General features: G+C 32.4%; 30 protein-coding genes. 12 read left to right on the forward strand and 18 right to left on the reverse strand.

All coding sequences use genetic code 11. From position 1 onward, the window contains the following. Nucleotides 1-2: 2 nt before the first annotated feature. Together AC1EU5_RS02970 and AC1EU5_RS02975 are read left to right on the forward strand one after the other, a co-directional pair. Nucleotides 3-695, forward strand: a complete 693-nt coding sequence (locus AC1EU5_RS02970; RefSeq protein WP_480190859.1) for a LysE family translocator — start codon at nucleotides 3-5, stop codon at nucleotides 693-695. Continuing rightward, on the forward strand, nucleotides 692-1,231 hold the full coding sequence (locus tag AC1EU5_RS02975) for a GNAT family N-acetyltransferase (RefSeq protein WP_480190860.1): 540 nt from the start codon (nucleotides 692-694) through the stop codon (nucleotides 1,229-1,231). Before AC1EU5_RS02970 ends, AC1EU5_RS02975 begins: the two co-directional genes overlap by 4 nt. Here the strand turns inward: AC1EU5_RS02975 and dut are convergent. The 5 genes from dut to AC1EU5_RS03000 all read right to left on the reverse strand — a co-directional run bounded on the left by dut (nucleotide 1,228) and on the right by AC1EU5_RS03000 (nucleotide 5,178). Continuing rightward, a complete protein-coding gene (dut, locus tag AC1EU5_RS02980) occupies nucleotides 1,228-1,659 on the reverse strand; it encodes a dUTP diphosphatase (RefSeq protein ID WP_480190861.1) in 432 nt (143 codons plus the stop codon). The two genes, AC1EU5_RS02975 and dut, sit on opposite strands and share 4 nt — an antisense overlap. Continuing rightward, on the reverse strand, nucleotides 1,656-3,110 hold the full coding sequence (locus AC1EU5_RS02985; RefSeq protein ID WP_480190862.1) for a lipopolysaccharide biosynthesis protein: 1,455 nt from the start codon (nucleotides 3,108-3,110) through the stop codon (nucleotides 1,656-1,658). The genes dut and AC1EU5_RS02985 overlap by 4 nt, the downstream gene beginning before the upstream one ends. Nucleotides 3,111-3,220: 110 nt before the next feature. Further along, entirely contained in the window at nucleotides 3,221-3,481 is a 261-nt protein-coding gene (gene rpmA / locus AC1EU5_RS02990) for a 50S ribosomal protein L27 (RefSeq protein WP_480190863.1), read from the reverse strand. Between the two features lie 36 nt (nucleotides 3,482-3,517). Then, nucleotides 3,518-4,192: a 50S ribosomal protein L21 gene (gene rplU / locus AC1EU5_RS02995; protein ID WP_480190864.1), complete on the reverse strand. Its 675-nt coding sequence runs from the start codon at nucleotides 4,190-4,192 to the stop codon at nucleotides 3,518-3,520. A 119-nt stretch (nucleotides 4,193-4,311) separates the two neighbouring features. Beyond that, entirely contained in the window at nucleotides 4,312-5,178 is an 867-nt protein-coding gene (locus tag AC1EU5_RS03000) for a DMT family transporter (RefSeq protein ID WP_480190865.1), read from the reverse strand. A 100-nt stretch (nucleotides 5,179-5,278) separates the two neighbouring features. On the opposite strand from AC1EU5_RS03000, the gene AC1EU5_RS03005 reads away from it, so the two are divergent. From AC1EU5_RS03005 to AC1EU5_RS03015, 3 genes are all read left to right on the forward strand, one after another. Further along, nucleotides 5,279-5,680 (forward strand): heavy-metal-associated domain-containing protein, encoded by a 402-nt coding sequence (locus tag AC1EU5_RS03005; RefSeq protein WP_480190866.1) that lies wholly within the window; start codon nucleotides 5,279-5,281, stop codon nucleotides 5,678-5,680. 83 nt (nucleotides 5,681-5,763) lie between these two features. Beyond that, entirely contained in the window at nucleotides 5,764-6,105 is a 342-nt protein-coding gene (locus AC1EU5_RS03010; RefSeq protein ID WP_480190867.1) for a hypothetical protein, read from the forward strand. 94 nt (nucleotides 6,106-6,199) lie between these two features. After that, nucleotides 6,200-7,228: a COX15/CtaA family protein gene (locus AC1EU5_RS03015; protein ID WP_480190868.1), complete on the forward strand. Its 1,029-nt coding sequence runs from the start codon at nucleotides 6,200-6,202 to the stop codon at nucleotides 7,226-7,228. Here AC1EU5_RS03015 and gldD read toward each other — a convergent pair. From gldD to mutY, 4 genes are read right to left on the reverse strand one after another with little or no spacing between them, the layout of a single operon-like run. Further along, a complete protein-coding gene (gldD, locus tag AC1EU5_RS03020; RefSeq protein WP_480190869.1) occupies nucleotides 7,225-7,815 on the reverse strand; it encodes a gliding motility lipoprotein GldD in 591 nt (196 codons plus the stop codon). The genes AC1EU5_RS03015 and gldD overlap by 4 nt on opposite strands. Beyond that, entirely contained in the window at nucleotides 7,808-9,112 is a 1,305-nt protein-coding gene (locus AC1EU5_RS03025) for a gliding motility-associated protein GldE (RefSeq protein ID WP_480190870.1), read from the reverse strand. Before AC1EU5_RS03025 ends, gldD begins: the two co-directional genes overlap by 8 nt. A 22-nt stretch (nucleotides 9,113-9,134) precedes the next feature. Then, complete coding sequence (locus tag AC1EU5_RS03030; RefSeq protein ID WP_480190871.1) at nucleotides 9,135-9,584, reverse strand: single-stranded DNA-binding protein; 450 nt, start codon at nucleotides 9,582-9,584, stop codon at nucleotides 9,135-9,137. 38 nt (nucleotides 9,585-9,622) lie between these two features. Next, nucleotides 9,623-10,666 carry an A/G-specific adenine glycosylase gene (gene mutY, locus AC1EU5_RS03035; RefSeq protein ID WP_480190872.1) on the reverse strand — a complete coding sequence of 348 codons (1,044 nt, stop codon included), beginning with the start codon at nucleotides 10,664-10,666 and terminating at the stop codon, nucleotides 9,623-9,625. A 133-nt stretch (nucleotides 10,667-10,799) separates the two neighbouring features. On the opposite strand from mutY, the gene AC1EU5_RS03040 reads away from it, so the two are divergent. Continuing rightward, nucleotides 10,800-11,090 (forward strand): HU family DNA-binding protein, encoded by a 291-nt coding sequence (locus AC1EU5_RS03040; RefSeq protein ID WP_480190873.1) that lies wholly within the window; start codon nucleotides 10,800-10,802, stop codon nucleotides 11,088-11,090. Nucleotides 11,091-11,389: 299 nt separating this feature from the next. Continuing rightward, nucleotides 11,390-12,934: an Rne/Rng family ribonuclease gene (locus tag AC1EU5_RS03045; RefSeq protein ID WP_480190874.1), complete on the forward strand. Its 1,545-nt coding sequence runs from the start codon at nucleotides 11,390-11,392 to the stop codon at nucleotides 12,932-12,934. Nucleotides 12,935-13,088: 154 nt separating this feature from the next. Here AC1EU5_RS03045 and AC1EU5_RS03050 read toward each other — a convergent pair whose 3' ends face one another. Beyond that, nucleotides 13,089-15,257, reverse strand: a complete 2,169-nt coding sequence (locus AC1EU5_RS03050; RefSeq protein WP_480190875.1) for a choice-of-anchor J domain-containing protein — start codon at nucleotides 15,255-15,257, stop codon at nucleotides 13,089-13,091. A gap of 126 nt (nucleotides 15,258-15,383) precedes the next feature. On the opposite strand from AC1EU5_RS03050, the gene AC1EU5_RS03055 reads away from it, so the two are divergent. After that, nucleotides 15,384-15,851: a regulatory protein RecX gene (locus tag AC1EU5_RS03055; RefSeq protein ID WP_480190876.1), complete on the forward strand. Its 468-nt coding sequence runs from the start codon at nucleotides 15,384-15,386 to the stop codon at nucleotides 15,849-15,851. On the opposite strand, the gene AC1EU5_RS03060 is transcribed toward AC1EU5_RS03055, so the two are convergent. From AC1EU5_RS03060 to AC1EU5_RS03070, 3 genes are all read right to left on the reverse strand, one after another. Continuing rightward, a complete protein-coding gene (locus AC1EU5_RS03060; RefSeq protein ID WP_480190877.1) occupies nucleotides 15,848-16,342 on the reverse strand; it encodes a DUF6646 family protein in 495 nt (164 codons plus the stop codon). The two genes, AC1EU5_RS03055 and AC1EU5_RS03060, sit on opposite strands and share 4 nt — an antisense overlap. Before the next feature lie 40 nt (nucleotides 16,343-16,382). Then, nucleotides 16,383-17,255, reverse strand: coding sequence for a cupin-like domain-containing protein (locus AC1EU5_RS03065; RefSeq protein ID WP_480190878.1), 873 nt, complete (start codon nucleotides 17,253-17,255; stop codon nucleotides 16,383-16,385). Between the two features lie 79 nt (nucleotides 17,256-17,334). After that, nucleotides 17,335-17,868: a hypothetical protein gene (locus tag AC1EU5_RS03070; RefSeq protein ID WP_480190879.1), complete on the reverse strand. Its 534-nt coding sequence runs from the start codon at nucleotides 17,866-17,868 to the stop codon at nucleotides 17,335-17,337. Nucleotides 17,869-17,918: 50 nt separating this feature from the next. Between AC1EU5_RS03070 and AC1EU5_RS03075 the strand changes: the two genes are divergently transcribed. Together AC1EU5_RS03075 and AC1EU5_RS03080 are read left to right on the forward strand one after the other, a co-directional pair. Continuing rightward, nucleotides 17,919-18,854, forward strand: a complete 936-nt coding sequence (locus AC1EU5_RS03075; protein ID WP_480190880.1) for an NAD-dependent epimerase/dehydratase family protein — start codon at nucleotides 17,919-17,921, stop codon at nucleotides 18,852-18,854. A gap of 65 nt (nucleotides 18,855-18,919) precedes the next feature. Then, complete coding sequence (locus tag AC1EU5_RS03080) at nucleotides 18,920-19,516, forward strand: thioredoxin family protein (RefSeq protein ID WP_480190881.1); 597 nt, start codon at nucleotides 18,920-18,922, stop codon at nucleotides 19,514-19,516. On the opposite strand, the gene truB is transcribed toward AC1EU5_RS03080, so the two are convergent. From truB to mce, 5 genes are read right to left on the reverse strand one after another with little or no spacing between them, the layout of a single operon-like run. Continuing rightward, nucleotides 19,496-20,194 (reverse strand): tRNA pseudouridine(55) synthase TruB, encoded by a 699-nt coding sequence (truB, locus tag AC1EU5_RS03085; protein WP_480190882.1) that lies wholly within the window; start codon nucleotides 20,192-20,194, stop codon nucleotides 19,496-19,498. The two genes, AC1EU5_RS03080 and truB, sit on opposite strands and share 21 nt — an antisense overlap. A gap of 5 nt (nucleotides 20,195-20,199) precedes the next feature. Beyond that, a complete protein-coding gene (locus AC1EU5_RS03090) occupies nucleotides 20,200-20,994 on the reverse strand; it encodes an undecaprenyl-diphosphate phosphatase (protein ID WP_480190883.1) in 795 nt (264 codons plus the stop codon). 3 nt (nucleotides 20,995-20,997) lie between these two features. Then, a complete protein-coding gene (locus AC1EU5_RS03095) occupies nucleotides 20,998-21,249 on the reverse strand; it encodes a DUF3098 domain-containing protein (RefSeq protein ID WP_480190884.1) in 252 nt (83 codons plus the stop codon). A 1-nt stretch (nucleotide 21,250) separates the two neighbouring features. Continuing rightward, nucleotides 21,251-22,132: a cell division protein FtsX gene (locus AC1EU5_RS03100; RefSeq protein WP_480190885.1), complete on the reverse strand. Its 882-nt coding sequence runs from the start codon at nucleotides 22,130-22,132 to the stop codon at nucleotides 21,251-21,253. Nucleotides 22,133-22,186: 54 nt separating this feature from the next. Beyond that, the gene (gene mce / locus AC1EU5_RS03105; RefSeq protein WP_480190886.1) at nucleotides 22,187-22,594 is read right to left on the reverse strand and encodes a methylmalonyl-CoA epimerase; all 408 of its coding nucleotides are present in this window, start codon (nucleotides 22,592-22,594) and stop codon (nucleotides 22,187-22,189) included. 95 nt (nucleotides 22,595-22,689) lie between these two features. Between mce and rbfA the strand changes: the two genes are divergently transcribed. Beyond that, nucleotides 22,690-23,082: a 30S ribosome-binding factor RbfA gene (gene rbfA / locus AC1EU5_RS03110; RefSeq protein ID WP_480190887.1), complete on the forward strand. Its 393-nt coding sequence runs from the start codon at nucleotides 22,690-22,692 to the stop codon at nucleotides 23,080-23,082. Beyond that, a complete protein-coding gene (locus AC1EU5_RS03115) occupies nucleotides 23,083-24,279 on the forward strand; it encodes an ABC transporter permease (RefSeq protein ID WP_480190888.1) in 1,197 nt (398 codons plus the stop codon). Nucleotides 24,280-24,334 lie beyond the last annotated feature (55 nt).

Below are 24,334 nucleotides of genomic sequence, written 5' to 3' on the forward strand. Positions count from 1 at the left end.
ATATGATACAAGATATTTTAAATGCCATACCTCTTGGAATTGCGCTGGCCTTTATGATAGGTCCAGTATTCTTTGTGTTACTTGAAACAAGTGCAACTAAAGGATTTAGAGCAGGAATGGTATTTGATTTTGGTGTTATTTTAGCTGATATAATCTTTATTGCTTTTGCCTACTACGGGAGTAGAACATTGCTAGAGAAAATAAAGGATGATCCTAGATTGTTTGTATTAGGAGGCGGTATTTTATTTATCTATGGCTTGTTTACCTTTTACAAGCGAAGGAAAGCTGTAATTACTAATGAGGAATTAGTAGTGGTTGAAAGGAATAACTATTTAACACTTTTTGTCAAAGGTTTTTTCTTGAATTTCATCAACATAGGTGTGTTGGCATTTTGGCTAGGCGTGGTAGTTTTTGTAGGTACAAATCTTGATATGGATGACAGACGAATATTTAACTACTTTACTACCATTATCATTAGCTACTTTTTGACTGATCTTTTGAAAATTTTATTGGCAAAGCAACTAAGAAATAAACTAACACCACAAGTAACGCATAAGATAAAACGTGGAATGGGTATTGCCTTGATGGTATTTGGACTTGTCTTGGCGTCAAAAGGATTATTACCTAAGGAGGCAATGAATAAAATTGATGATGCTATAGAGGATAGAGTTTCACTTCCTGATGAAAGCGAATGAAAATTCAGCTAAACAATGATGTTTTTTTAAAAACAATTACAATCCACGATGATGAGTTATTGTATAAATTTATGCAAGAAATTTACCCACCTGCTTACGCTCATTATTGGAAGGATGAAGGTGAATGGTACTTAGAAGATCAATTTTCAAAGCAAAATTTGAAAAAGGAATTATCAGAAGGTCAGCCCTATTATTTTGTGTTTTATAAAGATGAGATTAAAGGTATTGTACGATTGCTTCTTGATCAAAAACTCAATGCCAAACCCAATCTAAATGCTGTGAAACTTCATAGGATTTATTTGCATCAAGATACACAGAACAAAGGTATTGGTACGCTTATTATGAAATTTATAGAAAGACTTTCTAAAGAAAAGGGATATGATCTTTTGTGGTTGGAGGTTATGCAAGAGCAGCGGCAAGCATTCAATTTTTATAAAAAACTTGGTTTTGAGCTAGCTGAAGCTTATAGTTACGATAAAGAGTTATTGCATAAAGAATATAGGTCTATGCTAGCGGTCTACAAAAAGTTGAATTAGATACCTGTACTCCCAAAACCACCAGCACCACGTTGAGTTTCATCTAAAATATCAACTTCTTGCCAGGCAATATGTTCATGTTTAGCAATTACCAATTGCGCTATACGTTCACCATCATTAATTGTAAAATCTTCATTTGATAAATTCACCAAAATGACGCCTATTTCACCACGATAATCTGCATCTACTGTGCCTGGAGCATTTAATACTGTTATACCTTTTTTTGCAGCAAGCCCACTTCTGGGCCGTACCTGAGCTTCATAACCAACAGGAAGAGCTATGAACAAACCGGTTTTTACAATAGCTCTTTCAAGAGGTTTTAACGTAATAGCTTCATCTATATTTGCGCGTAAATCCATCCCAGCAGAAGCTGATGTTTCATAATGTGGCAATGTGTGTTTTGATTTGTTGATGATCTTAATGGTCATTTTTTAAAGATGGTTTTAAATTCTTTACGCTCATTTATGAAGATTAAGCTTATAAAAAGGATTAAAAATATAGTTGATATAATGTAGTCGTTCCTAAATTGATGAAATGAAATAAATGATAGTAGAATTGATATTCCTAGATACATGAAAATATTTAAGACGTTGTATGGAACTTCATAATATCTTTTTCCATAGAAATAAGAGATAATACACATGGTGCCATACGCTGCTAATGTAGCCCAAGCAGACGCCATAAACCCTATTTTGGGTATTAAAACAACATTTAAAGCAATAGTAATAGCAGCACCAATTAATGAGAAATACATTCCATATTTGGTTCTGTCAGTTAATTTATACCATACTGATAAATTATGGTAAATACCTAAAAATAAATTGGCCAACAAAATAATAGGAACAATTGCTAAAGCTTCAAAATATTCTGGTTGACCTAACAATAAACTAGCAGGTATATCTATAAAAGCAACAACTACTAATAAAAATATCGCACCAATAATAGTAAACCATTTCATGATTTTAGCATATGTTTCTTTGGCGTTTTTCTTAGAAGCTTCATTAAAAAAGAAAGGTTCAGCACCTAAACGAAACGCCGTTACATATAAGGTCATAAAAACGCCAAGTTTATAACAAGCAGCGTAAATTCCCATTTCGTCTTTGCCTATCATATCACCTAATAACAACTTGTCTAAATTTTCATTAGTTACATAAGCCAATGTACCTATCATTATGGGAATTCCATAATTTAACATTTTACGAAGCAAAGAACGATCAAATTCAAATTTGAACTTGAGTAATTGAGGTAATAGCATTAAAAAGGTTGCAAAACTTGCAATGAGATTTGCAATGAAAATGTAAACCACAGGAGGTGTTTTCTCATAGTGGTTTACCAAGAATTCAGGTAAGCTAATATTGTTTCTTAAAGCATAAGGTATGAACCATAAAAAGAAGAGGTTAAAAAATGCATAGATTACAATATTGATAATTTTGAAAGATGCAAATTTTATAGGTCTATTGGTAACTCGTAAATAGGCATATGGTATGACTACAAAAGTATCAAAAGCAGTTACTAATGTCAATATTTTTAAATGAGTTGGATTGCTAAACCCAAGCCAATCGGCAAACTGATTGTTAAATACCAGTAGTATGATTAAAAAAATACTAACCGAGGTAACTAGTGTTATAAAGGCTGTTGAGACAACCTTCCCTTTTTCTTGTTCCTTAGTAAAAAACCTGAAAAATGCTGTTTCCAGCCCAAAAGTTAAAAAACCAATAAAGTAGGCAGCAAAGACAAAATACCAGGTGTTTTCGGCAAATTTATCAGTTTCGAGGGTTTCTGTGTGTAATCGGGTTAAAAGGATGTTTACTGCTCGAGGCAGTACCGCCGCAATTCCATAAATGACAGTGTCTTTAAAAAATCCTTTTAACGAACTCAACGTTGATTTGGGTTAGGTAGTCATCCCATAAAGGGAAAATATTTCAACAAATATAAAAGAAAAACCCTCACCAAAATGGCAAGGGTTTTTTAAGTATCTTCTTCTAAATCTTAAGCTTCAAATGGTTCAATTGAAACATATGATTTATTGTCTTTCTTTTTGGTAAACTTTACAACACCATCAGCCTGCGCATGTAATGTATGGTCTTTACCCATATATACATTTTCGCCAGGGTGATGTTTTGTACCTCTTTGACGTACAATAATGTTACCTGCAATGGCAGCCTGACCGCCAAAAATCTTAACGCCTAAGCGTTTCGATTCTGACTCTCTACCATTTTTAGAACTACCTACACCTTTTTTATGTGCCATGATCCTATAATTTTATATGATTAATAATGAGTAGTGTTATTTTTCTACACCACCATCCAATTTATCTTGTAACTCTTTTAGTTCATCCCACTTACCATCAGCAGCTAATTTTGCTTGCTTAGGCCAAGTATCTGTAACATGATTACCTCTTACATCAGCAATGATCTCAGAAATAGCTGCTGGTTTAGCTTTCGCCAAGTCTGCAAATGTAACAATACCTGCTGCAGCTAAAGTTTCAGCAATCTTTGGGCCAATACCTTCAATTTTCTTTAAATCATCTGCTTTAGCTGTAACCTTTTTAGCAGGTGCTTTTTTCTCAGCAACCTTTTCAACTACTTTTTCCTCTTTTTTAGGAGCTACTTCCTTTTTTGGTTCAGCTTTCTTTGTAGCTTTTTTAGCACCGCTAGCAACAATACTTTCAATTTGAATTTCTGATAAGTATTGACGATGCCCATTCTTTACTTTGTAACCTTTTCTACGTTTTTTCTTAAAAACGATAACTTTGTCACCTTTAAGATGCTTTAATATTTTAGCATTTACTGCTGCACCTTCTATAACTGGGGCGCCTAAGGTAACCTTACCATCGTCTAACATCAAAACATTGTCAAAAGTAACTTTTGAACCTTCTTTTTCTTGTAAACGATGTACGAAAACCTTCTGGTCTTTTGCAACTTTAAATTGCTGCCCTGCTATCTCTACAATTGCGTACATAATTTAATTGTTTATTTCGCTTGATTTTAAAAAATAAAATTGCCTTCCATTTAGGCGGGTGCAAATATACGTCTATTTTGTTTATTCACAATAGTTTTGGTGAAATTATTAGATGAAATCTATTTCTTATTAGCAAGGTAAACACCTACTAAAATTATAACACCTGCTAACAATTGAATGAATGTTAATTTTTCACCATCCAAAATACCAAAAAGAACAGCTACAATAGGAATTAAATAGGTAACTGAAGAGGCAAATAAGGGTGTAGAGATTTGCACTAATTTATTAAACAATGTTTTGGCAAAGGCAGTACCCACTATAGCAAGTATACTTATATAAAGTAATGAGTAAGTCATTTCTGAAGACTCTTCATATAATTGAAAGAAATCTGAGAACCATAAGACTATAAATGTGGGAATAATTAAGATGATGAAGTTGCCTAGTGTAACAGCTAAAGCATCAAGATCGTTTAAATACTTTTTTAAGATATTTACATTAAATGCATAGCCAATAGAAGATAGAATAGGTAACAAGGCATACCAATAATTTTGATTGGGATTTGATTCGGCTCCTTTAAGAATTAATACAATTGTTCCTGCAAAACCTATTAATACTCCTAATAGTTGTGACTTTCTAAACGTAAAACTAAAAACTAAAAATCCAACGATAAGCGTATTTAATGGTGTCAATGAATTTAGTATAGAAGCTACAGAACTATCAATTTTATCAATGGCGAAAGCAAATAGAAAAGCAGGAAAAAATGTACCGACCAATGCTGTAATAAATAGCGGCCACCAATGTTTTTTTTGAATGTTTTTTAATCTTTTATAGCCTACAATTATTAATGCCAAGGCAGTAATAAGAATTCTTAAGGCGCCTACCTGTATTGGTGTTAAACCTATAAGCGCTTTTTTCATGAGTATAAATGAACTTCCCCATACTAATGCGAGAATAATAAGATAAAACCAACGAGGGTTATTGTTCATTAATACTGTTTTGCGATTGTAAATGTCGTGATTATAGCATTAAAAAGTTAAAGTTTAGTTAGAAATAAATGTGGCTAAAATTTAGCCACTGATTTTTAGTATGTTTGCATCAGTAATATTAAGAATGATGATGAAAAAATTACTTTTTTTAACTTTTATTGGACTTGCCTTATTGTCTTGTAAAGAAGTCCAAGATGCAAAAAGCACTACAGTCAATACAGCTAATGCGGAAGATTTAGCAGTAAACCTTAAAAAGGTATCAATAGATATAGAAGGGATGACGTGTGAAATAGGTTGTGCTAAGACAATAGAATCTAAATTATCTAAAACTGAAGGTGTAACCTTGGCCAAAGTTAATTTTGATGATAAAAAAGGGGTAGTAGAGTTTGATGCAAATAAAGTAAATGCTGATCAAATTGCTGCAGTAGTTCAAAAGATTGCCGGTGGTGACCTCTACAAAGTCACTGGTACTAAATCGATTGAAATTAATTCTGGAGAATAAAGTTTCAAAAAACTTTTGGCTTTATGAAATATAATTGGTTTATTTGCGTTTCGTTAACGTATAAAAACTAAAATTATCAAACAATGAAATTAATGAAAGGTTTATTGATGCTAGCTATCGTTGGTTTAGTAGCTGTATCTTGTAAGGAAACTGCAAAAGGAGCTGCTGAAGACGCTAAAGATGCTGTTGAGGCAGTAGAAGGCGCGGCTGATAAAGCTGCTGACGCCGCTGGTGATGCTGTAGACGCTGCTGGTGACGCTGTTGAAAAAGCTGGCGACGCTGTAGAAAAAGTAGCTGACTCTGCTGCTGCAAAAGCAGGTGATGCTGTAGACGCAGTTAAAGAAGGTGCTAAAGAAGCTGTAAAAGATGGCGCTAGTGCTGTTGAAAAAGCAGCTAAAGATGTAAAGGAAAAGGTTGAGAACTAATTTAGTTTTATATCTTTCTTTATAGAAATTTAAAGCCTCCAAATTTTGGAGGCTTTTTTTATGCTTTTAATTTATCTTTGCACAAAGGTTTTTGATGAAAAAATACTTTCCTTTCCTAGTCAAAATTTGCCTGATTTCTATTTATGTAATAATCCTTGCAGGCGCTACTGTTCGTATGACAGGTAGTGGTATGGGGTGCCCAGATTGGCCTAAATGCTTTGGGTACTTAGTACCACCAACAAACGAAGATGCCATTCTATGGAAGCCTAATACAGAATTTAAAAAAGGACGTATTATTGTTAAGGATGAGGTATTATGGGTAGCTCAACATACTTTTACTACTTCAGATACTTTCATTACTACTAATTGGCAAGCCTATACCAAGCATGATTATGCCAAATTTAATGTAACCCACACTTGGGTGGAATATATTAATAGGTTAGCTACTGTAATTTCAGGTTTTTTCTTTATTGCATTAATTATTGTTTCATTGTGGTATTGGAAAGAGCAAAAAATAGTAACCATACTTTCTTTCGGTACTTTTTTCTTAATGGGTTTTGAAGCCTGGTTGGGTAAAACTGTAGTTGATTCTAATTTAGCAATTTCTAAAATTACTATTCATATGCTCGTGGCTTTATTAATAGCTGCATTACTATTGGTATTGGTTTATAAAACAAGAATTTCTAATAAACAATTTAAAATAGATAAGGTTTTTAGAATTTTGCTCTTCTTGTCCTTTACATTAACAATTATTCAAATAGTATTAGGAATAGAAGTACGTCAATTTGTTGATGAACAATTAAAGCTAATAGGTTTTGAAAATAAAGGACTCTTAAACCTTGATAGAAATTCCAATTTCTTAATACATCGTTCTTTTTCAATTTTAGTAATTGTACTAAACGTGTGGTTGTTTTTTAGAAATAAGCAATTAAACCTTGGATTTACTTTGCCTATCTGGATGTTGATTGTTCTCGCTGTTGAAGTTATAGCAGGTATTTTAATGTACTATGCAGCCTTTCCTTTCGGAATGCAGGCAACGCACATGTTATTCGCGGCTATCTTATTCGGGATGCAATTTTATTTGATTTTAGAAGGTAAATTGTCTAAAACAGTACTTTCTTAATTTTTCCATTCAAAAGTTTCCATGATATGCCTTAGATCTTTTTCTACATATTTGATAGCTGGTAGAATCGAATCATAATTTGGTTGAACTTCAAAGTATAAAGCTCCGGTTACAAAATGTTTAGTACTATCAGTTAAATGAAACTGTAAAGGTGAAGCGGCATTACCAGTTACTTCAGATACCGATCCAAAAGCTCGTTTTTCAAAATTCACATACGGTTGTGCGCTAATCTCATCTGCTTTTATAGCATGATTGTAAGTTAGTTTTTCTGACTCACGTAATAACTCTGTTAAGTTATTGGTAATGGGTCTGTATGTCATATTTAAAGAAGCTTTCAATTTGGGATATTTAATATTTACCCAACATTTTTCATTTGGGTTTAATTGAGCCTTCTGTGAAAACTCAAAAGTATAGGGGCAAGGTAATTCAGCTTTTTGATAGGCAGCATCTGTATATGATAAGCGCAAAAATGCTTTTGGTTTAGGTAGCGTTTCCTCTTTACAGGAAACAATTAATAGAGAAATAACTACTAGTAAAATGGATTGCTGCTTATACGGGAATGATAAAAAGTGAAAATTCTTAATCATGGGGCAATGTAACTTTTATTTGTTTAATCCTTTTTTTATCTAGAGCCTCTATTTTAAATTGATAGTTCTCAAAAGTAATCACTTCATTTTTCTTAGGGAACTTTCCTGATATTTCAAGAATGAATCCAGCTAATGTTTCTGCTTCTCCTTTATGTTCCTCAAATAGTTCTTCTTCAATTTGTAATACCTTATAAAAGTCTTTCAATACTATCTTACCTTCAAAAACATAATTATGATCGTCTATTTTTGAATAAGAAAGGTCATCATCATCAAATTCATCACTAATATCCCCAACTATTTCTTCTATAACATCTTCTAAAGTTACAATACCTGAGGTACCGCCATATTCATCTACTACAATTGCCAAGTGATTTTTCTTTTCTTGAAATTCTTTTAATAGATCATCTAATTTCTTATTCTCAGGCACAAAAAAAGGTTCGCGCAATAGCTTTTTCCATTGAAAGGACTTTTTGTTAAGATGGGGCAATAAATCTTTAGTATATAATATTCCAATAACTTCATCTATACTTTCCTTATAAACGGGAATTCTGGAATGTCCATTTTTAATAATTTTTGATACCACTTCTGTATATTGTTCATCGTCAGCCAAGGCAAAAACATCCATTCTTGGGCACATGACTTGTGCAGTGTCTGTATTTCCAAAATTCACAATGCCTTCCAGTATTTTTTGTTCGTCTTTTGTTGTGGCTTCTTCAGATGTTAGTTCCAACGCTTGTGAGAGTTTTTCCACTGAAAAGTCTGATTGTTTTTTTCCTAAACGTTTTTCAACTAAAGTAGTCAGGCTCATAAGTGGAATACTCACAAAGGTGAGTAGCGAGTTTAATAACTTAATTGGTAATGCCATGAAAGATGCAAATTGTATGGCATTTCTGTTGGCGTATATTTTTGGTAAAACTTCGCCAAATAATAAGATTAAAAAAGTAACAACAATAACTTCAATAGTAAATCGAAGTACAGTTGAGCTGATAGTTGAAAAGAAATATTCACCTATGTAAGCAAATAATAGTACAATTAATATATTAATGAAATTATTGGCAATAAGTATAGTTGCTAATAATTTTTTTGGATTTTCTAATTGCTGAGCAACTACTTTTTTCTTTTGCGATTTATCGTTAGAAGCTTCATCTAAGTCAGCCTTACTTAATGAAAAGAAAGCAACTTCGGCGCCAGAAATGAGTGCAGAAAGGCATAGTAATACTAGTAAAGCAATAATACCAATACTGAGGGTTCCGTTAAAGGAATTTATAATATATAAACTCGGAGGTTCAGGATCCAAATACGTTCAATTTAATTCAACTTTAAAATGGAAGGTCGTCATCTACCTGTGATTCATTTTCCATTTTATTTGGTGCTTCTTCAACCTTTTGGTTTGCATTTGCAGGCGCTTGTGATGTGCTAGATTGCAAATCCTTCTTAGTAGTTAAAAAGGTCATATCTGTAGCATGTATCTCTGTTGAATAACGTTTTTGCCCATCCTGTCCTTCCCACTGTCTAGTTTTGATACGTCCTTCAACATATACTCGGTCACCTTTTGAAAGGTATTTCTCGCAAATTTCTGCCAATTTATTACGAACAACTAAATTATGCCATTCGGTTGTAGTTACCTTTTCACCAGTTTGCCTGTTGGTATAACTTTCATTGGTAGCAACCGGAAAGCGACCAATTGAATTTCCACCTTCAAAATAGTGCATCTTTACTTCATCACCCAAGTGCCCTATCAACATTGCTTTATTAAGCGTTCCTGCCATTTTGTTTTTGTTTTAACTAATCAAAGATAGTAAAATAGCTAATTCAGCCCTTTAAATTTTGCAGCAAAGTTATGAATTAAAATAGGCATTGGGTAGCTGCTAAAAGTATCCCACGAAATGGAGTTTTCAATTGCTTCTGTAGTATCAATTATCCAGAACTTAGTATATAAATGTTGATGTGATAATTTGTGAATGATGGACTTAGAATTGAACAAATGAATTTTACTTTCATTAATATTTAGTAGGTTAGATATAGATTTTGATTTAATAAAGTCTTTATAGCTCAATTCTCCATCGCTTTCAAACAAGGGAAATTGATATAAGCCTTGCCAAATGCCTTTAGAAGTTCTTTGCTCTATAATTGTTTTATTGTTTGAATCTAGTACTAAGAAGTTAAAATATCTTTTAGTTATTTTCAATTTCTTTTCCTTAATGGGAAGTTTAGCAACTAGTTTTTTTTGAAGAGCAATACAACTATTGTTTAAAGGGCATACTGCACAATTTGGACTTTGAGGTTTGCATTGACGTGCACCAAACTCCATAATAGCCTGATTAAAAGTGCCAGGATTTTTTGTGTCTATTAATTCTTGAGCTAAGGCTTTAAACTCTTTTATGCCATTAGTTGAATTAATTGGAGTTTTAATGCCAAAATATCGAGCCAACACTCTATATACGTTGCCATCAACTACAGCTGTGGGTTCATTAAAACAAATAGAAGCTATTGCAGATGCGGTGTAGTCTCCCACTCCTTTAAGTTTTAACAATTCATTATATGTTGATGGAAAGATACCATTCAATTCATTGACAATATACTTGGCTGAATAATGCAAATTCCTTGCCCTTGAGTAATATCCTAATCCTTGCCACAATTTCAAAATAGTTTCTTCATTCGCCTTGGCGAGATCAAAAACTGTAGGGAAGCGTTCGCTAAATTTTATGTAATAATTCAGCCCTTGGTTAATGCGCGTTTGTTGTAATATGATTTCTGATAGCCAAATTAAATAGGGGTCTTTGGTTTTTCGCCAAGGTAAATCACGTTTATTTTGTAAATACCACTGAATTAATGTGTTAGAAAATTGCATTATCTCAATAAATTTTGCAATAATACTGCTTTTATCTTATTAAATTTTAGAGAATTAGCTTTCAGAAAAAGATATAAATGTTATATATTTGCCACCCTTAAAATTAATGAATAACAATTAAAAATAATTAATAATGACAAAAGCGGAGATCGTCGCTAATATTTCAGAAAAATCTGGAATCGAAAAAGCAGATGTATTACGAGTAGTTGAAGATTTGATGAAAGAGGTAAAGGCTTCATTAGAAAAAGGAGATAATGTTTATTTAAGAGGTTTTGGAAGCTTTACAGTTAAGAAAAGAGCTGAGAAAACAGGTAGAAATATCTCTAAGAACACTACTATTAAAATACCTGCTCACAATATTCCTGCATTTAAACCAGCAAAGATTTTTGTTGAGGGCGTAAAGAAAAACGTTCCGGTTAAATAATTAAGCAATAATAACAGTATATAAAACGTTTGAAATATGCCTAGCGGAAAAAAAAGAAAACGCAGTAAGATTTCTACTCATAAACGTAAAAAAAGGAGTAGACAAAATAGACATAAGAAGAAGAAATAGTTGAAAATCAACTATTTCTTTTTTTAAAAATCTAAAACCCGTTCTTTGAAAAAAGAGATTTAAATTTTTAAATCTCGTCAGGTTAAAACAACCTGTGAAATTTTTATAAATCCATCTACACAAATACAAGTTTTGTTAAAACTGTTGTGTAGGTACAAAAAACGTACAGAGTGAAAACAGAATTAATTATTAGATCAAATTCCTCTGATATAGATTTTGCCTTATTAAGAGATGGAAAGCTTGTAGAATTACACAAAGAAAATGTAGAAAATAATTTTAATGTTGGTGATATATTTTTAGCCAAGATTAAAAAAACCTTATCAGGATTAAATGCTTCATTTGTAAATGTAGGTAGCGAAAAAGATGCCTTTTTGCATTATCATGATTTAGGACCACAACTACTTTCATTAAGTAAATTCATCAAGCTAGTAAGCACAGGTAAATTAAAACAATTCACTTTAAAAAATTTCCGTTTTGAAAAAGACATTGATAAAAACGGAAAAATTGATCAAGTATTAAAAGCTGGTCAAAATTTGTTAGTACAAGTTGTAAAAGAACCAATATCTACAAAAGGTCCTCGTATAAGCTCTGAGCTTTCTATTGCCGGTAGATATTTAGTATTAGTTCCTTTTTCTGATAGAGTATCGGTATCACAGAAGATATCTAGTAGAAAGGAAAAAGAACGTTTAAAGCGACTTGCAAAAAGTATTAAGCCAAAAGGTTTTGGCGTTATTTTAAGAACCGTTGCAGAAGGTATTAAAGTAGCAGAACTTGATAAAGATTTGCAGAATTCATTGAAGCAATGGGTAACGTTGTGTAAACAATTGCCTAATGCTCAAGCTCCTGTTAAAGTATTATCAGAACTGAACAGAGCCTCTTCTATTTTAAGAGATGTATTTAATGATTCATTTACGGGCATTGTCACAAATGACAAATCTTTACATGATGAGTTAAAAGAGTATCTTTTTAGAATTGCTCCTGAAAAGGCATCTATTGTAAGGATGCACCGTTCTAAAGTACCTATTTTTGAAAAGTATAAGATAGAACGACAAATAAAAACAGCATTTGGTAAGACTGTTTCTATGCAAAAAGGAGCGTATTTGGTTATTGAGCATACAGAAGCCTTACATGTTATAGATGTAAATAGTGGTAATCGTTCAAACAAAGCAAACTCTCAAGCTGATACTGCATTAGAAGTTAATTTGATTGCAGCAACAGAAATTGCTAGACAATTACAATTAAGAGACATGGGAGGAATTATTGTTGTAGATTTTATTGATATGCATTCGGCTCAACATAGACAGAAGCTGTATGAACATTTAAAAAAGGAAATGCAACTCACAAGAACCAAACATAAAGTATTGCCGCCAAGTAAGTTTGGACTTGTTCAAATTACAAGACAACGTGTTCGCCCAGAGAGGGTTATTAAGACGAGTGAAGAAAATCCTAATATGAATGGAGAAGTCGAGGCTCCTATTGTATTGATTGATAAGATTGAAAATGAACTACAGAGATTATTAAATCAAAAGAAGAATTCAAAAGGAATTACATTGCATGTACACCCCTTTGTGGCTTCTTATTTAAAGAGTGGTTTTCCATCAATTCAAAATAAATGGTTTTTCGCCTATAAAAAGTGGATTAAAATTTTACCTAGAGATGCTTACAAGTATCTACAATTTCAGTTTTACACGGCTGAAGATAAAGTAGAAGCATAAGGTTATCTTATATCAAAAAACCCAAAGTGAATAGCTTTGGGTTTTTTTATGGCTTTTATTCAACAATCTTAATAAAGTTAGTCGTATAAGTATGGAAAGAGTTAGTTTGGGTAGGTTATAAAATCATGTTACAACCTGTTGTTACGCGATTTTTTTATTGTAAGATAATCTTTTTAGTTATTGTTTGATTATTAACTAATGAAGCGTTAATAAGCAAAATTGTACCATCTACAATGCTATTACTATCCAATATAAAGTGGGAATCATCCAGTTGTGATCTGGAAATAGTTTTACCTAATATGTCATAAATAGATAATTCTTTTATCAATGTTTGATTTTTAGTTTTTATCTCTATTTGATTGTCATCTTGAATAATTAGTAAGTCTTCTAAAATTGAAATAACCTCTGTCTCTGTGCTCAACACTTCAGATTTTGTAAGCAATAATTCAAAGCGATCATTAAAAGCGCCTTGCTCATCTGTGGTAAATTCATAATCTTCAAGCGTTAAATCATGAATAACATCTAAATAGTTATCTCTTATGAAGATATAATAGTTATTCAACTCTCCTTCCATTTTTTCAATAGAAATTTTAAGAATATCTTCTGTTTCTATGCGAGAATGATATCCTAATGAAATTACTTCTTCATCTTTTAATACACTTCTACCTTGAATAGCAAAATTTTGACCGTCAATGATAGAATAAAATGAAGCATCACCACTTCTACGTAATTCACCATCAAACCTATCAATATTATCTGAAGCTCCATCTACAAAACCAATTAAAGTTTGACTAAAAGCACCCTTATTGTTATAGATATTCAGCCATATTCTATCTCTTTCTAGCTTATTTTTAGATTTGAAAAACTGACTATTATTAGAAGTAACTCGCATTGAATTATTAAAAGTAGCTTGCCCAGCTGCTAACCCTTGTAACAAAAACCCTTGACCCGATGCTATAAAACCATTAGGAATTGTGCTGCCAGTACTAGCCGCTACACCACCCACACCCGCTGTATAAGCAGCATAATCATTTCCATTGTATTTTGGAGCTGGGGCTGTATTGTGTGTCCAAAAATAAATAGTGCCACCTACCTCGTTTATATTTAATGGATCGTTTAAAAATAAATCTGCATCAATGGCAGATGGATATGGATTTCCTATAATTCCCCAATAGTAAGTTATGTCTGAAAAACTAGAAGTCTGTAAAACACCATTGTTAACAGGTCCACTAAAAATAACTGATTGATTCATCGGATAACTACCAGTTGGCGCTTGTATAACATAACCTTCAGTAGGCTCTAAAACATCAGAATCACTTTTTTGTTCCCACCCAACAGAATTATTCCAGTCATATTTTATGTTTGATAAGGGAAATGTATCACCAAAAGTCTCGTTTAATACTGGTGATGACCAGTATACAAAGTCGGATACATTGTCAAGAAGTGATGAGGTTTTGTGAATATTGGTTGTTCCTGAAGATGTAACAATTCCGTCATCTTGAACCATTACTAAAGAACCTTCATGTTGAACCTCTAAAGTACCATTGACTGTTAAATCATTTTCTACTTGAATGTAACTTCCTGCTTGTATATTTACCGTATTACCATTATTAATGGTGCAGTTACAAGATTCAAAGTTACCGTTACTTGCAGTATTGTAGTTTCCATTTATAATAGCTGATGTGAATGAATTTGGGCTACCATTATTCCAACTAGAACCATTCCAAGTGGTAATTGAAGAACAGGGTAGACCCGTAATTACAATATCATCTAAATACCATTCTCTATCTGTAAGCGTAAGAAAAAAGTTGAAACTGTCACCAACGTACCTAAAAGCTATATAAACATTAGGTTCAGTTGGTAATTGATCATTGATTGTGACTTGTGACCAGTTTGTTGAAGCATTTTGAGAATTTATTATTGTCCAAGAGGCATTATTTGGATCACCACTACCTGAATAATCTGTTGAATATAGAACTTGTTGTATAGGGTTTAATGCTATTGCACCAGGGTGATTTACATTAAGCTGAGAATATGTTAGGTTTATTGATTCCGCCGCAGACAGATTTAAAGATGGAGAAATTAACCAAACTTCGTTATTTGTTACATTGAAAAATCCGGCATTTGATGTAAACGTAAATTCAGAAAAGCTTCCGCTATTGGCGGTTGCTGTAGTTCTGGCAAAAGGATTATTACCTGTTACTTGAAATTGTGTCCAGCCACTCAAAGAATCTTCAAAATCTTCTGATAATATTTGAGCATATCCAAATACACCATAAAAAATGGAAAAAAGAATTACTAATATAGAATTATAGTTTTTCATTATTTTAGCGACGGTTATTGACTAGTTTCAAATGTATCAAAGTTATTTACCTTAAAAACAACTGAATATTACATTTTCCTAACAGTTTTTCCACAATTTTATTGTATTAAAAGATTTAATTGTTTTTTGACTAAGACCTACACTTTTACAGAAGCTAAACGCAAGTTAGAAAGATATTGCTCTTATCAAGATAGATGCCACCAAGAGGTTAATAAAAAACTCTTAGAGATGCGCATGATTCCTGAAGCATGTGAACAGATAATTCTTCATTTATTGAATCATGATTTTCTGAATGAAGAACGCTATACTAAAAGTTTTGCTAGAGGAAAGTTCAGAATAAAGAAATGGGGAAGGCAACGCATCATAAGAGAGCTAAAATCTAAAGAAATTTCAGACTATAATATTAAAATAGCTCTCAAAGAGATAAATGCTAACGAGTACCGTCATACATTTAATGAATTAGCTGCCAAAAGATTATCAGCATTATCTGAATCAAATAAATATAAAAAAAGAAAAAAATTGGCCGATTATCTTCTCTACAGAGGTTGGGAGAGTGATTTAGTTTATAAAAAAATCATAGAACTAATTCCTTAATCTAAATTAAAAGCAGCTCCAACATTAAAGTATACCTGATTATGTAATTCTTCAGCTGGAGTTAGATCTCCAGTTTCATATTTGGCAATAGGAAACCCTAATTCAGAATAGAGACCAAAACCACTTGTAAAGAAGTAACGAGCCCCTACATGCCCGCCAAAATTTTTCAAGCCCAAGGATAAGCCAGGATAAAAATCGAAATTTTCATCAATTGCTAATACACTACTTAGATTTGCATTAAAACGAGCACGAATATCAAACCTATCTCCAAAATCAGCATCTAATTCATCTGTAACTCCTAGAAGATACGATGTAGAAATGCCTATAGAAATATTTTCACCTAGACCATAATCATATGAGATATTTAAGCCAGAACCATCCTTTTGAAGGTTAGCACCAACCTGAAATTTACTATCGTATTTTCCAATAAATGATTGGGCATTTGTAAATAGAAATGTCAATAGAAAAGTAACTAGAATAGAATTTCTCATAAGAATAAATTAAGCGGCAAATATAGAATTTCTTATAAAATTAACCTGTTAATCCTAGAGATTTATGGGTTCTAATAATGGCTTGTTCATTTTTCCAGTCAATCCATTTTTGTCTACTTACTTTGCGCATGAAATTATCAAAATTTCGCATAATAAGAATATTGTAGATTGCTTTTGCTAAATTCTTAGGGTTTCTGGCAATGGCTCTTAAGCTCATTGAGAATCCCGGAGTAATGTAACGCATATAATGCCAATACCCTTCAGGCATAAATAAGGTATTGCCATGCTCTAATTCTGTAATATAACCACTAGAGTTTTTTAGTGCTGGCCATTTTTCAAAATCAGGATTGACAAAATTAATATCTTCTCTTGTAATTAAAGAATGTGGAATCTTGTATAGATACTTACTTTGGTCTTGATCGAACAGTATGCATTGTTTTTTTCCCTCAAAATGGAAATGAAATATATTGGCAAGATCAATATCGTAATGCATAAAAGTATGTGAATCTCTACCACCAAAGAATAACATAGGTAATTGTTTCATAAGACGAATGCCAAAATCAGGATACGAGAAATCATTTTGAAGTTGAGGTACTTCTTTAAGAATGTTCCAAAGAAAGATTCTGAATTTTGTAGGCTCTCTTTTGAGTAAATCAATATACGCACTCATTTTCATTTGTGCGTGTGGCTCGTTAAACCCATCTTTATAATTTACCGGTCTATCATCATAGAGAGGAACAGTTTTATCACCTGAAACTTCAGCCATATAATCTAAATTCCACTTTTTGAAAGCTGGCCAATCTTCTGTAAAGCATTCAATAACAACTGGCTTTTGTGGCTTAAAATAATTTTTTATAAACGCTTCTTTAGTGATAGTTTTCACCCTCTCAACCGAAGTGAGATTCAATTTCATAAAACCAATACAAATTAGCTAGGAATAAAATTAAAAAAAATAAGAATAATTAAAGTGGATGTGTTTTTGAAAAGTGTATTCAATTGTTGAATTCGGATAGCTCCTTTTCTAAAGATTTTTGTTTTAGAATGTTGTTAATTTTACTGTTTAGTGCAGAATAGGCCGCCAGTATATTTTCAACTTCACTTTTAACTTCTTGGTCAGTAATGGTTTGAATAGATTGCATATCACTTAATCGTAATGTATAGTTATAAAGTACATTCATTCGTATTTTGAGATCTGGTCTTTCAAATTGTGTTATTCTTATTGAATCTCTTAACTGCAATGCAGCAATTGAAAGATCTTTAGCTTTAAGTAAAGCTTCATCTGTGGTTGTACTATAAAAATCTTCTAAAAGATCATCTATAGTAGTATATTCTTTCCAGTCATCAACCAGTTTCATTGCTTCTGTAGATAAGGTTTCGCCTATACTATTCACAATTTTTTTATCAACTATTGCTATGCTATCTTTAGTGTTTTGAGCATCAGTTTTTGATTTATTTCCGTTACAACTTATGAACGTTAATACAATGGAAATAACAAGAAATTTTAATAAGTATTCTTTTAAGTTCATGCGTCAAAAGTACTGCTTTTCTCTATATTTGATGTTGAAAAATCGAATCGATGGATAATTCAATTTTAGTTATAGGTGCTTGTGGTCAAATAGGCTCTGAATTAACTATGAAACTTCGCGAAACATACGGTCAAGACGCGGTAATCGCTTCAGATATTGTAGCGGGTAAAGCTGATTTATTATGGTCTGGTACATTTGAAATTTTAGATGCTACAGATAAGAAAGAAGTTAGAGACACCATAGAAAAATATAATGTTAAAGAAGTATATCTAATGGCAGCTATGTTGTCAGGAACAGCTGAAAAATACCCTGATAAAGCATGGAATTTAAATATGAATTCATTATTTCATGTACTTGATTTTGCAAAAGAAGGACTAATTGATAAAGTTTTTTGGCCAAGTTCTATTGCCGTTTTTGGGCCAACAACACCACAAAAAAATACACCACAACATACAATAACGGAACCAACAACAGTATATGGTATAAGTAAATTTTCAGGAGAGAATTGGTGTAATTATTACCATCAGAAATATGGTGTAGATGTTCGTAGTGTTAGATACCCAGGACTTATTAGTTATAAAACACTGCCTGGAGGGGGTACCACAGATTATGCTGTTGAAATTTTTCATAAAGCCATTAGAGACAGAAAGTATACTTCTTTTCTAAGTGAAGATGCACGTTTACCAATGATGTATATGGATGATGCTATTGAAGCTACTATTGGTTTAATGCGAGGTAGTAAACATGATAAATTTACTGCCTACAACATTGCTGCGATCAATTTTACACCAGAAGAATTAGCTTCAGAAATTAAAAAACATATACCCGATTTTCAGATAGAATATCAACCAGATTTCCGTCAGGCTATTGCTGAAAGCTGGCCTCATTCTATTGATGATTCTGAAGCTAAAAAAGATTGGAATTGGAGTCCTAATTTTGACCTTGAGAAAATGACAAAAGTAATGATCAAAAATCTTCGTAGGTAATTCGAATTTACGCTAATTGTAAGTTTTCATTTTTTTAATGTCTAAGTTTTGGTAAATAATATTTTATGAATAACACAATAAAAGATAGTCTTAAAAAGTCATTGTCATATGATCAGTATAGAACTTTGGTTGCAGATTTATTGAAGCAAGGTAAATCTACAGGTAATGTACAAACCGAAGCATATTTAAATTATAGCAAATTAGGTAATGCACGTATGAAGCGCTTAGATAAAACCTTTAAATTGAGCCCTGAAGTTGAAGGTCAAATTAAAGAATCAACAAAAAAATACAAATGGCTTGTGTTGACTGAAGGTTGGTGTGGTGATGCTGCACATGCATTACCTATAATAAACAAAATTGCTGAAGTATCTGATCATATAGATTTAAATTTAGTGTTGAGAGATGAAAATGATGATTTAATGAATGAATTTCTTACTAATGATAGTAAGTCTATCCCTAAATTAATTGTTCTTGATAGCGATACTGATGAGGTTGTTAATAGTTGGGGGCCAAGGCCATCCATAGCTACTAAAATGGTGAATGATCATAAAGAAAAACATGGTTCACTTGATGCTCAGTTTAAGGAAGATCTGCAAGTCTGGTATAATAAGAATAAAGGTGAAAATATATTAGAAGATCTTTTAGGTTTGATTGAAGCCTAAAGACTGTGTAAAATCATCAATCGTCAAAGCATCATTTACACTAAAATCTCCAATTCTTGTTCTTCTTAAAGCTGTTAAATGAGCACCTGAATTTAAAGCTTTGCCATAATCATGAGCTAATGAGCGTATATAAGTACCTTTACTACAAACCACGCTGAATTCAATATCTGGTAAGCCTATTTTCGTTATGTCAAATCTTGAAATTTCAACTTTTCTTGATTTGATTTCAGTTTTTTCTCCTTTTCGAGCTAGTTCATAGAGGCGCTTTCCGTCTTTCTTAATTGCTGAAAAAATTGGTGGTTTTTGTTCTATTTCTCCAATGAATTGATTTGTCGTATTTTCCAACAATTCTTTGTGAATGTGGTCAATTGAAAATGTTTGATCAATTTCTGTTTCTAAATCGAATGAAGGTGTAGTACCTCCCAAAGTAAAAGTACCAGTATATTCCTTTTCCTTAGCTTGAAATTCAGAAATTCTCTTGGTGAATTTTCCTATACATAGAATGAGTAATCCTGTTGCTAAAGGATCAAGAGTTCCAGCATGGCCAACCTTAATTCTTTTTAATTTATAATGTCTTTTCAAGACCCATCTTACCTTATTAACTACTTGAAAGGAAGTCCACTCCAAAGGTTTATCAATTAACAGTACTTGTCCGTTTATAAAGTCCTCAGCCTTCAATAGAATTAATTTAATAAAGTGTAGCCAATGGCAATCAATCCAACAACTAGGCAGTACATTGAAAAGTAAGAAAGCTTACTTTTTTTGACAAGAGCAATCATCCAGTTACAAGCAAACAATCCAGAAATAAAAGCAGCTAAAAAGCCAACACTTAAGATACCAATTTGAGAACCTTCAAGACTGATTTCACCACCCATAATATCCTTAGCAACTTTTCCAAAAATTAAAGGTACCACCATTAAAAAAGAAAAACGAGCGGCCTTAGTTCTATCTATCCCTAATAATACAGAAGTAGAAATAGTTGCACCTGATCGTGAAATACCAGGTAACATGGCCACTGCTTGTGAAATACCAACGATAAATGCATTGCTATACGATACTTTTTTATTGGTGTTCTTGGCTCTATCTGCCAGCAACAGCAAAAGTGCAGTAATAAGTAACATACTACCAACTAGTAATAAATTGCCACCAAATAAAGCTTCCAGTTGTTCTTCGAAAAGTAGACCAATAACTACTGCTGGTAGCATAGAAACAATAATTTTCAGTGAAAACTGTAGTTCTTCATTCCATTTAAACTGAAATAATCCATTTAAAATCTCAAATACTTCTTTTCTAAAAACCACTAGAGTACTGAGCGCTGTGGCAAAATGAAGTACTACGGTAAATGTCAGACTTTCTTCAGGTAAAGAATTATCACCAAAAATAGCTTTACCAATTTCAAGGTGGCCACTAGAAGATACGGGTAAGAATTCGGTTAATCCTTGAATAATACCAAGAATAATAGCTTCTATAAAGGTCATTTGCTATTTCTTAGGATTTGCCAATATGGCATAAATTTCTATAACAAAACCTATAATAACTAAAGTAGGAGCCAAACGGATACGTCTAAAACTATAAATTTCTTCATTAAATACATTCGGATCATCACTGCCTCCGCCGGCCATTAGAATAAAACCTAAGGCTATAATTAATAAGCCAATGAGCATAATTATATAATTAAGCTTTCCAAAAAGGAATTCACTCTTCTTAGGTTGTTGCTTTTGTTGTTTTGCCATATTAATAGTACAGTTGATCTGTTCTTAAATTTAAAAAACGTTGGGTTGCAAAAAAGGCACTAAACCATGTGATAATAATACCCACCAATAGTATACCTCCAAATAAATAACCCAAGATCATTTTATCTTTTAGAAGCCCTAATTCAGGAAAGTTTATATTTAAATAGTAGATAGTTACTGCCAGCCCTATCATCGCAATCAAAGACCCTAAAAACCCAAGACGAACACTACTCCATATAAAAGGCCTTCTAATAAATCGCTTGGTAGCACCTACCATTTGCATGGTTTTAATGGTGAAACGCTTGGCATAAACTGATAAACGAATAGAGTTGTTAATCAGTAACATGGCTATAATGGCAAATAGACCACTAAAAACAAGTACCCATAAGCTGATACGTTTCACATTTTCTGTTAATAGGCTTATAAGAGATTTATTATATGATGCTTCAAATACAATGTCCTTTTTTGCAATTTCTTGTTGAACTTCCTCCATTTTTTCTGGAGTTACGTAGGCGGCATTTAGATATAGTTCCAGAGAGTTCTTTAACGGATTGTAGCCAATAAACTCCATAAAGTCTTCACCATTCTCTTTTTTAATGACCTCTGCAGCTTCTTCTTTTGAAACATAGGATAATGATTTGGTATACTCTTGATTTTTTAGAGAGTTTTGAAAGCTTAACAGTTCTTCTTTACTAACATCATCATTCAAAAAAATGGTTACTGAAGCTTGCTCTTTAAAATAGTCTGATAAGTTTTTAGTATTCAGTACCAAAAGCCCCAAAACACCTAATAAGAATAAGACAAAAGCAATACTCATGATCACCGAAAAATAGGAGGAACGAAGTCGGCGTTTTTGATATTTCTCAAAAGAAGTTGTACTCACATTAACTTTTTTAGGTCATTTTATTTAGGCCGCAATATACAAACTTTTACAGCTTTATTCTTCTGGAATATCCTGGCATAGTTCTATTAAAACTCCATTGCTTGTTTTGGGGTGCAAAAAGGACACTAGCTTATTGTCAGCACCTTTTTTAGGTGTCTCATTCAAAACTTTAAACCCTTCTTTCTTTAAACGTTCTATTTCTGCAAAAATATCTTTAACTGCAAAAGCAATATGATGAATACCTTCGCCTTTTTTTTCTATAAATTTTGCAATAGGACTATCTGGTTTTGTGGCTTCTAATAGTTCAATTTTATTGGGGCCAGATTTAAAAAAGGATGTTTTTACACCTTCGCTAAGCACTTCTTCTATTTTATAATGCTTTTTATCAAATAATTTGGCAAAAAGTTTGTTAGATTCTTCTAAACTCTTCACAGCAATACCTATGTGTTCAATTTTTTTCATGTACTTTATTTATAGAACTTTCCGCTTTAGGTGGGATAAGAAATTGTATCCAAAAATATAGAATTTATAACGGTTTTTAAGTGTATTTTTGCCCCATGGAAACAAATAGACAAAAAAAGATAGCTGGTGTTTTGCAAAAGGACTTAGTAGATGTGCTACAAAGTGCCGCTAGAGATGGAATGAAGGGCGTGTTGATCTCGGTTACAAAAGTACATGTAACCCCCGATTTGATACAAGCTAAGGTTTATTTAAGTGTTTTTCCTAATGACAAAAGAACTAAATTGTTAGATGGCATTCGCTCAAACGCTCCTTTAATACGTCATGAGTTATCACAGCGTACCAGGAATCAGTTACGAAGAGTACCTGAGTTGGTATTTTTAATAGATGATTCCTTAGATCATATAGAGAAAATAGATAATGCCCTTCGTGGAAATGACGCTGACCCTATTAAGAATCCTGATTTGTTAGACAAACGTAAGAAGATCTAATTGAATTTTCCGCTATACATAGCAAAAAGATATCTTTTTTCTAAGAGCAGTAACAATGCCATTAACATTATAACACTTATTGCTACATTGGGTGTTATTGTCAGTGCAATTGCATTATTTATTGTGCTCTCTGTATTTTCTGGATTAAAGAATTTTAGTCTTGATTTTATAAAAGTTTCTGATCCTGATCTAAAAATATCTTCCGCAAAAGGTAAATCTTTTCTTTTTAATGATACTATCCAAAGCGCACTTAAAGATGCTAGAATTGCTAGTTATAGCAGAGTAGTAGAGGAAAAAGCCTTTTTTAATTATAAAGAGAAGCAACATATAGCTAACATCAAGGGGGTAGATGCCAATTATTTATTGGTAAATAATGTAGATACAGCAGTTTATTTTGGTGAGTGGCTAAATCCTGATATTACAAATTCAGCAGTAATTGGTAACGGGGTTTCATCAACTTTATCATTAGGTACTTACGATATGGTTGAACCATTAAAAGTTTATGTTCCAAAACCTGGTAAAGGTTATTTAAACAACCCTAAAACAGCCTTTAATAAAATTAATTTACAGTCAGTTGGTGTTTTTAAACTTAATGAAGAACTAGATACTAAATATGTGTTTTCAAATTTGGCTACAGCACAAGAACTTTTAAAGTATCACCCAAATAGAGTTTCTGCTATAGAGCTCAAAATGAATAATATAGAAAATAGAAGTGCATTGATAGATGACCTTGAAATGAAACTTGGTAATGATTTCAATATACAAACAAGAGAGCAGTTAAATGCCGTATTCTATAGGATGATCAATACTGAGAATCTAGTATCGTATCTGGTGTTTACACTTATTTTAATCATTGCATTGTTTAATGTAATTGGAGCTATTGTTATGATGATCTTAGACAAGCGTGAAAACCTAAAAACACTATTCAATTTGGGAAGTACTATCACTGATTTACGTAGAATTTTCGTTTTACAAGGGTTTTTGTTAACTGCCTTTGGCTTAGTTATAGGTATCCTCATTGCTGTTATTTTCGTGCTATTACAGAAACAATATGGCTTTATTATGATTACTCCTTCTTTGGCCTATCCAGTAGAATTCAAGTGGTTTAATTTGCTCGTCGTTATACTTACGATTTTAGTGCTTGGTTATATTTCTGCAAAAATTGCTAGTGCACGTATTTCTAAGCAAATTATCTAGTAAAATTTAACACAATAAACTGTTACAAAATCTGTTAGGAAACGTCTATTTTTAC

The organism is Maritimimonas sp. 2405UD52-3 (genome assembly GCF_056591715.1).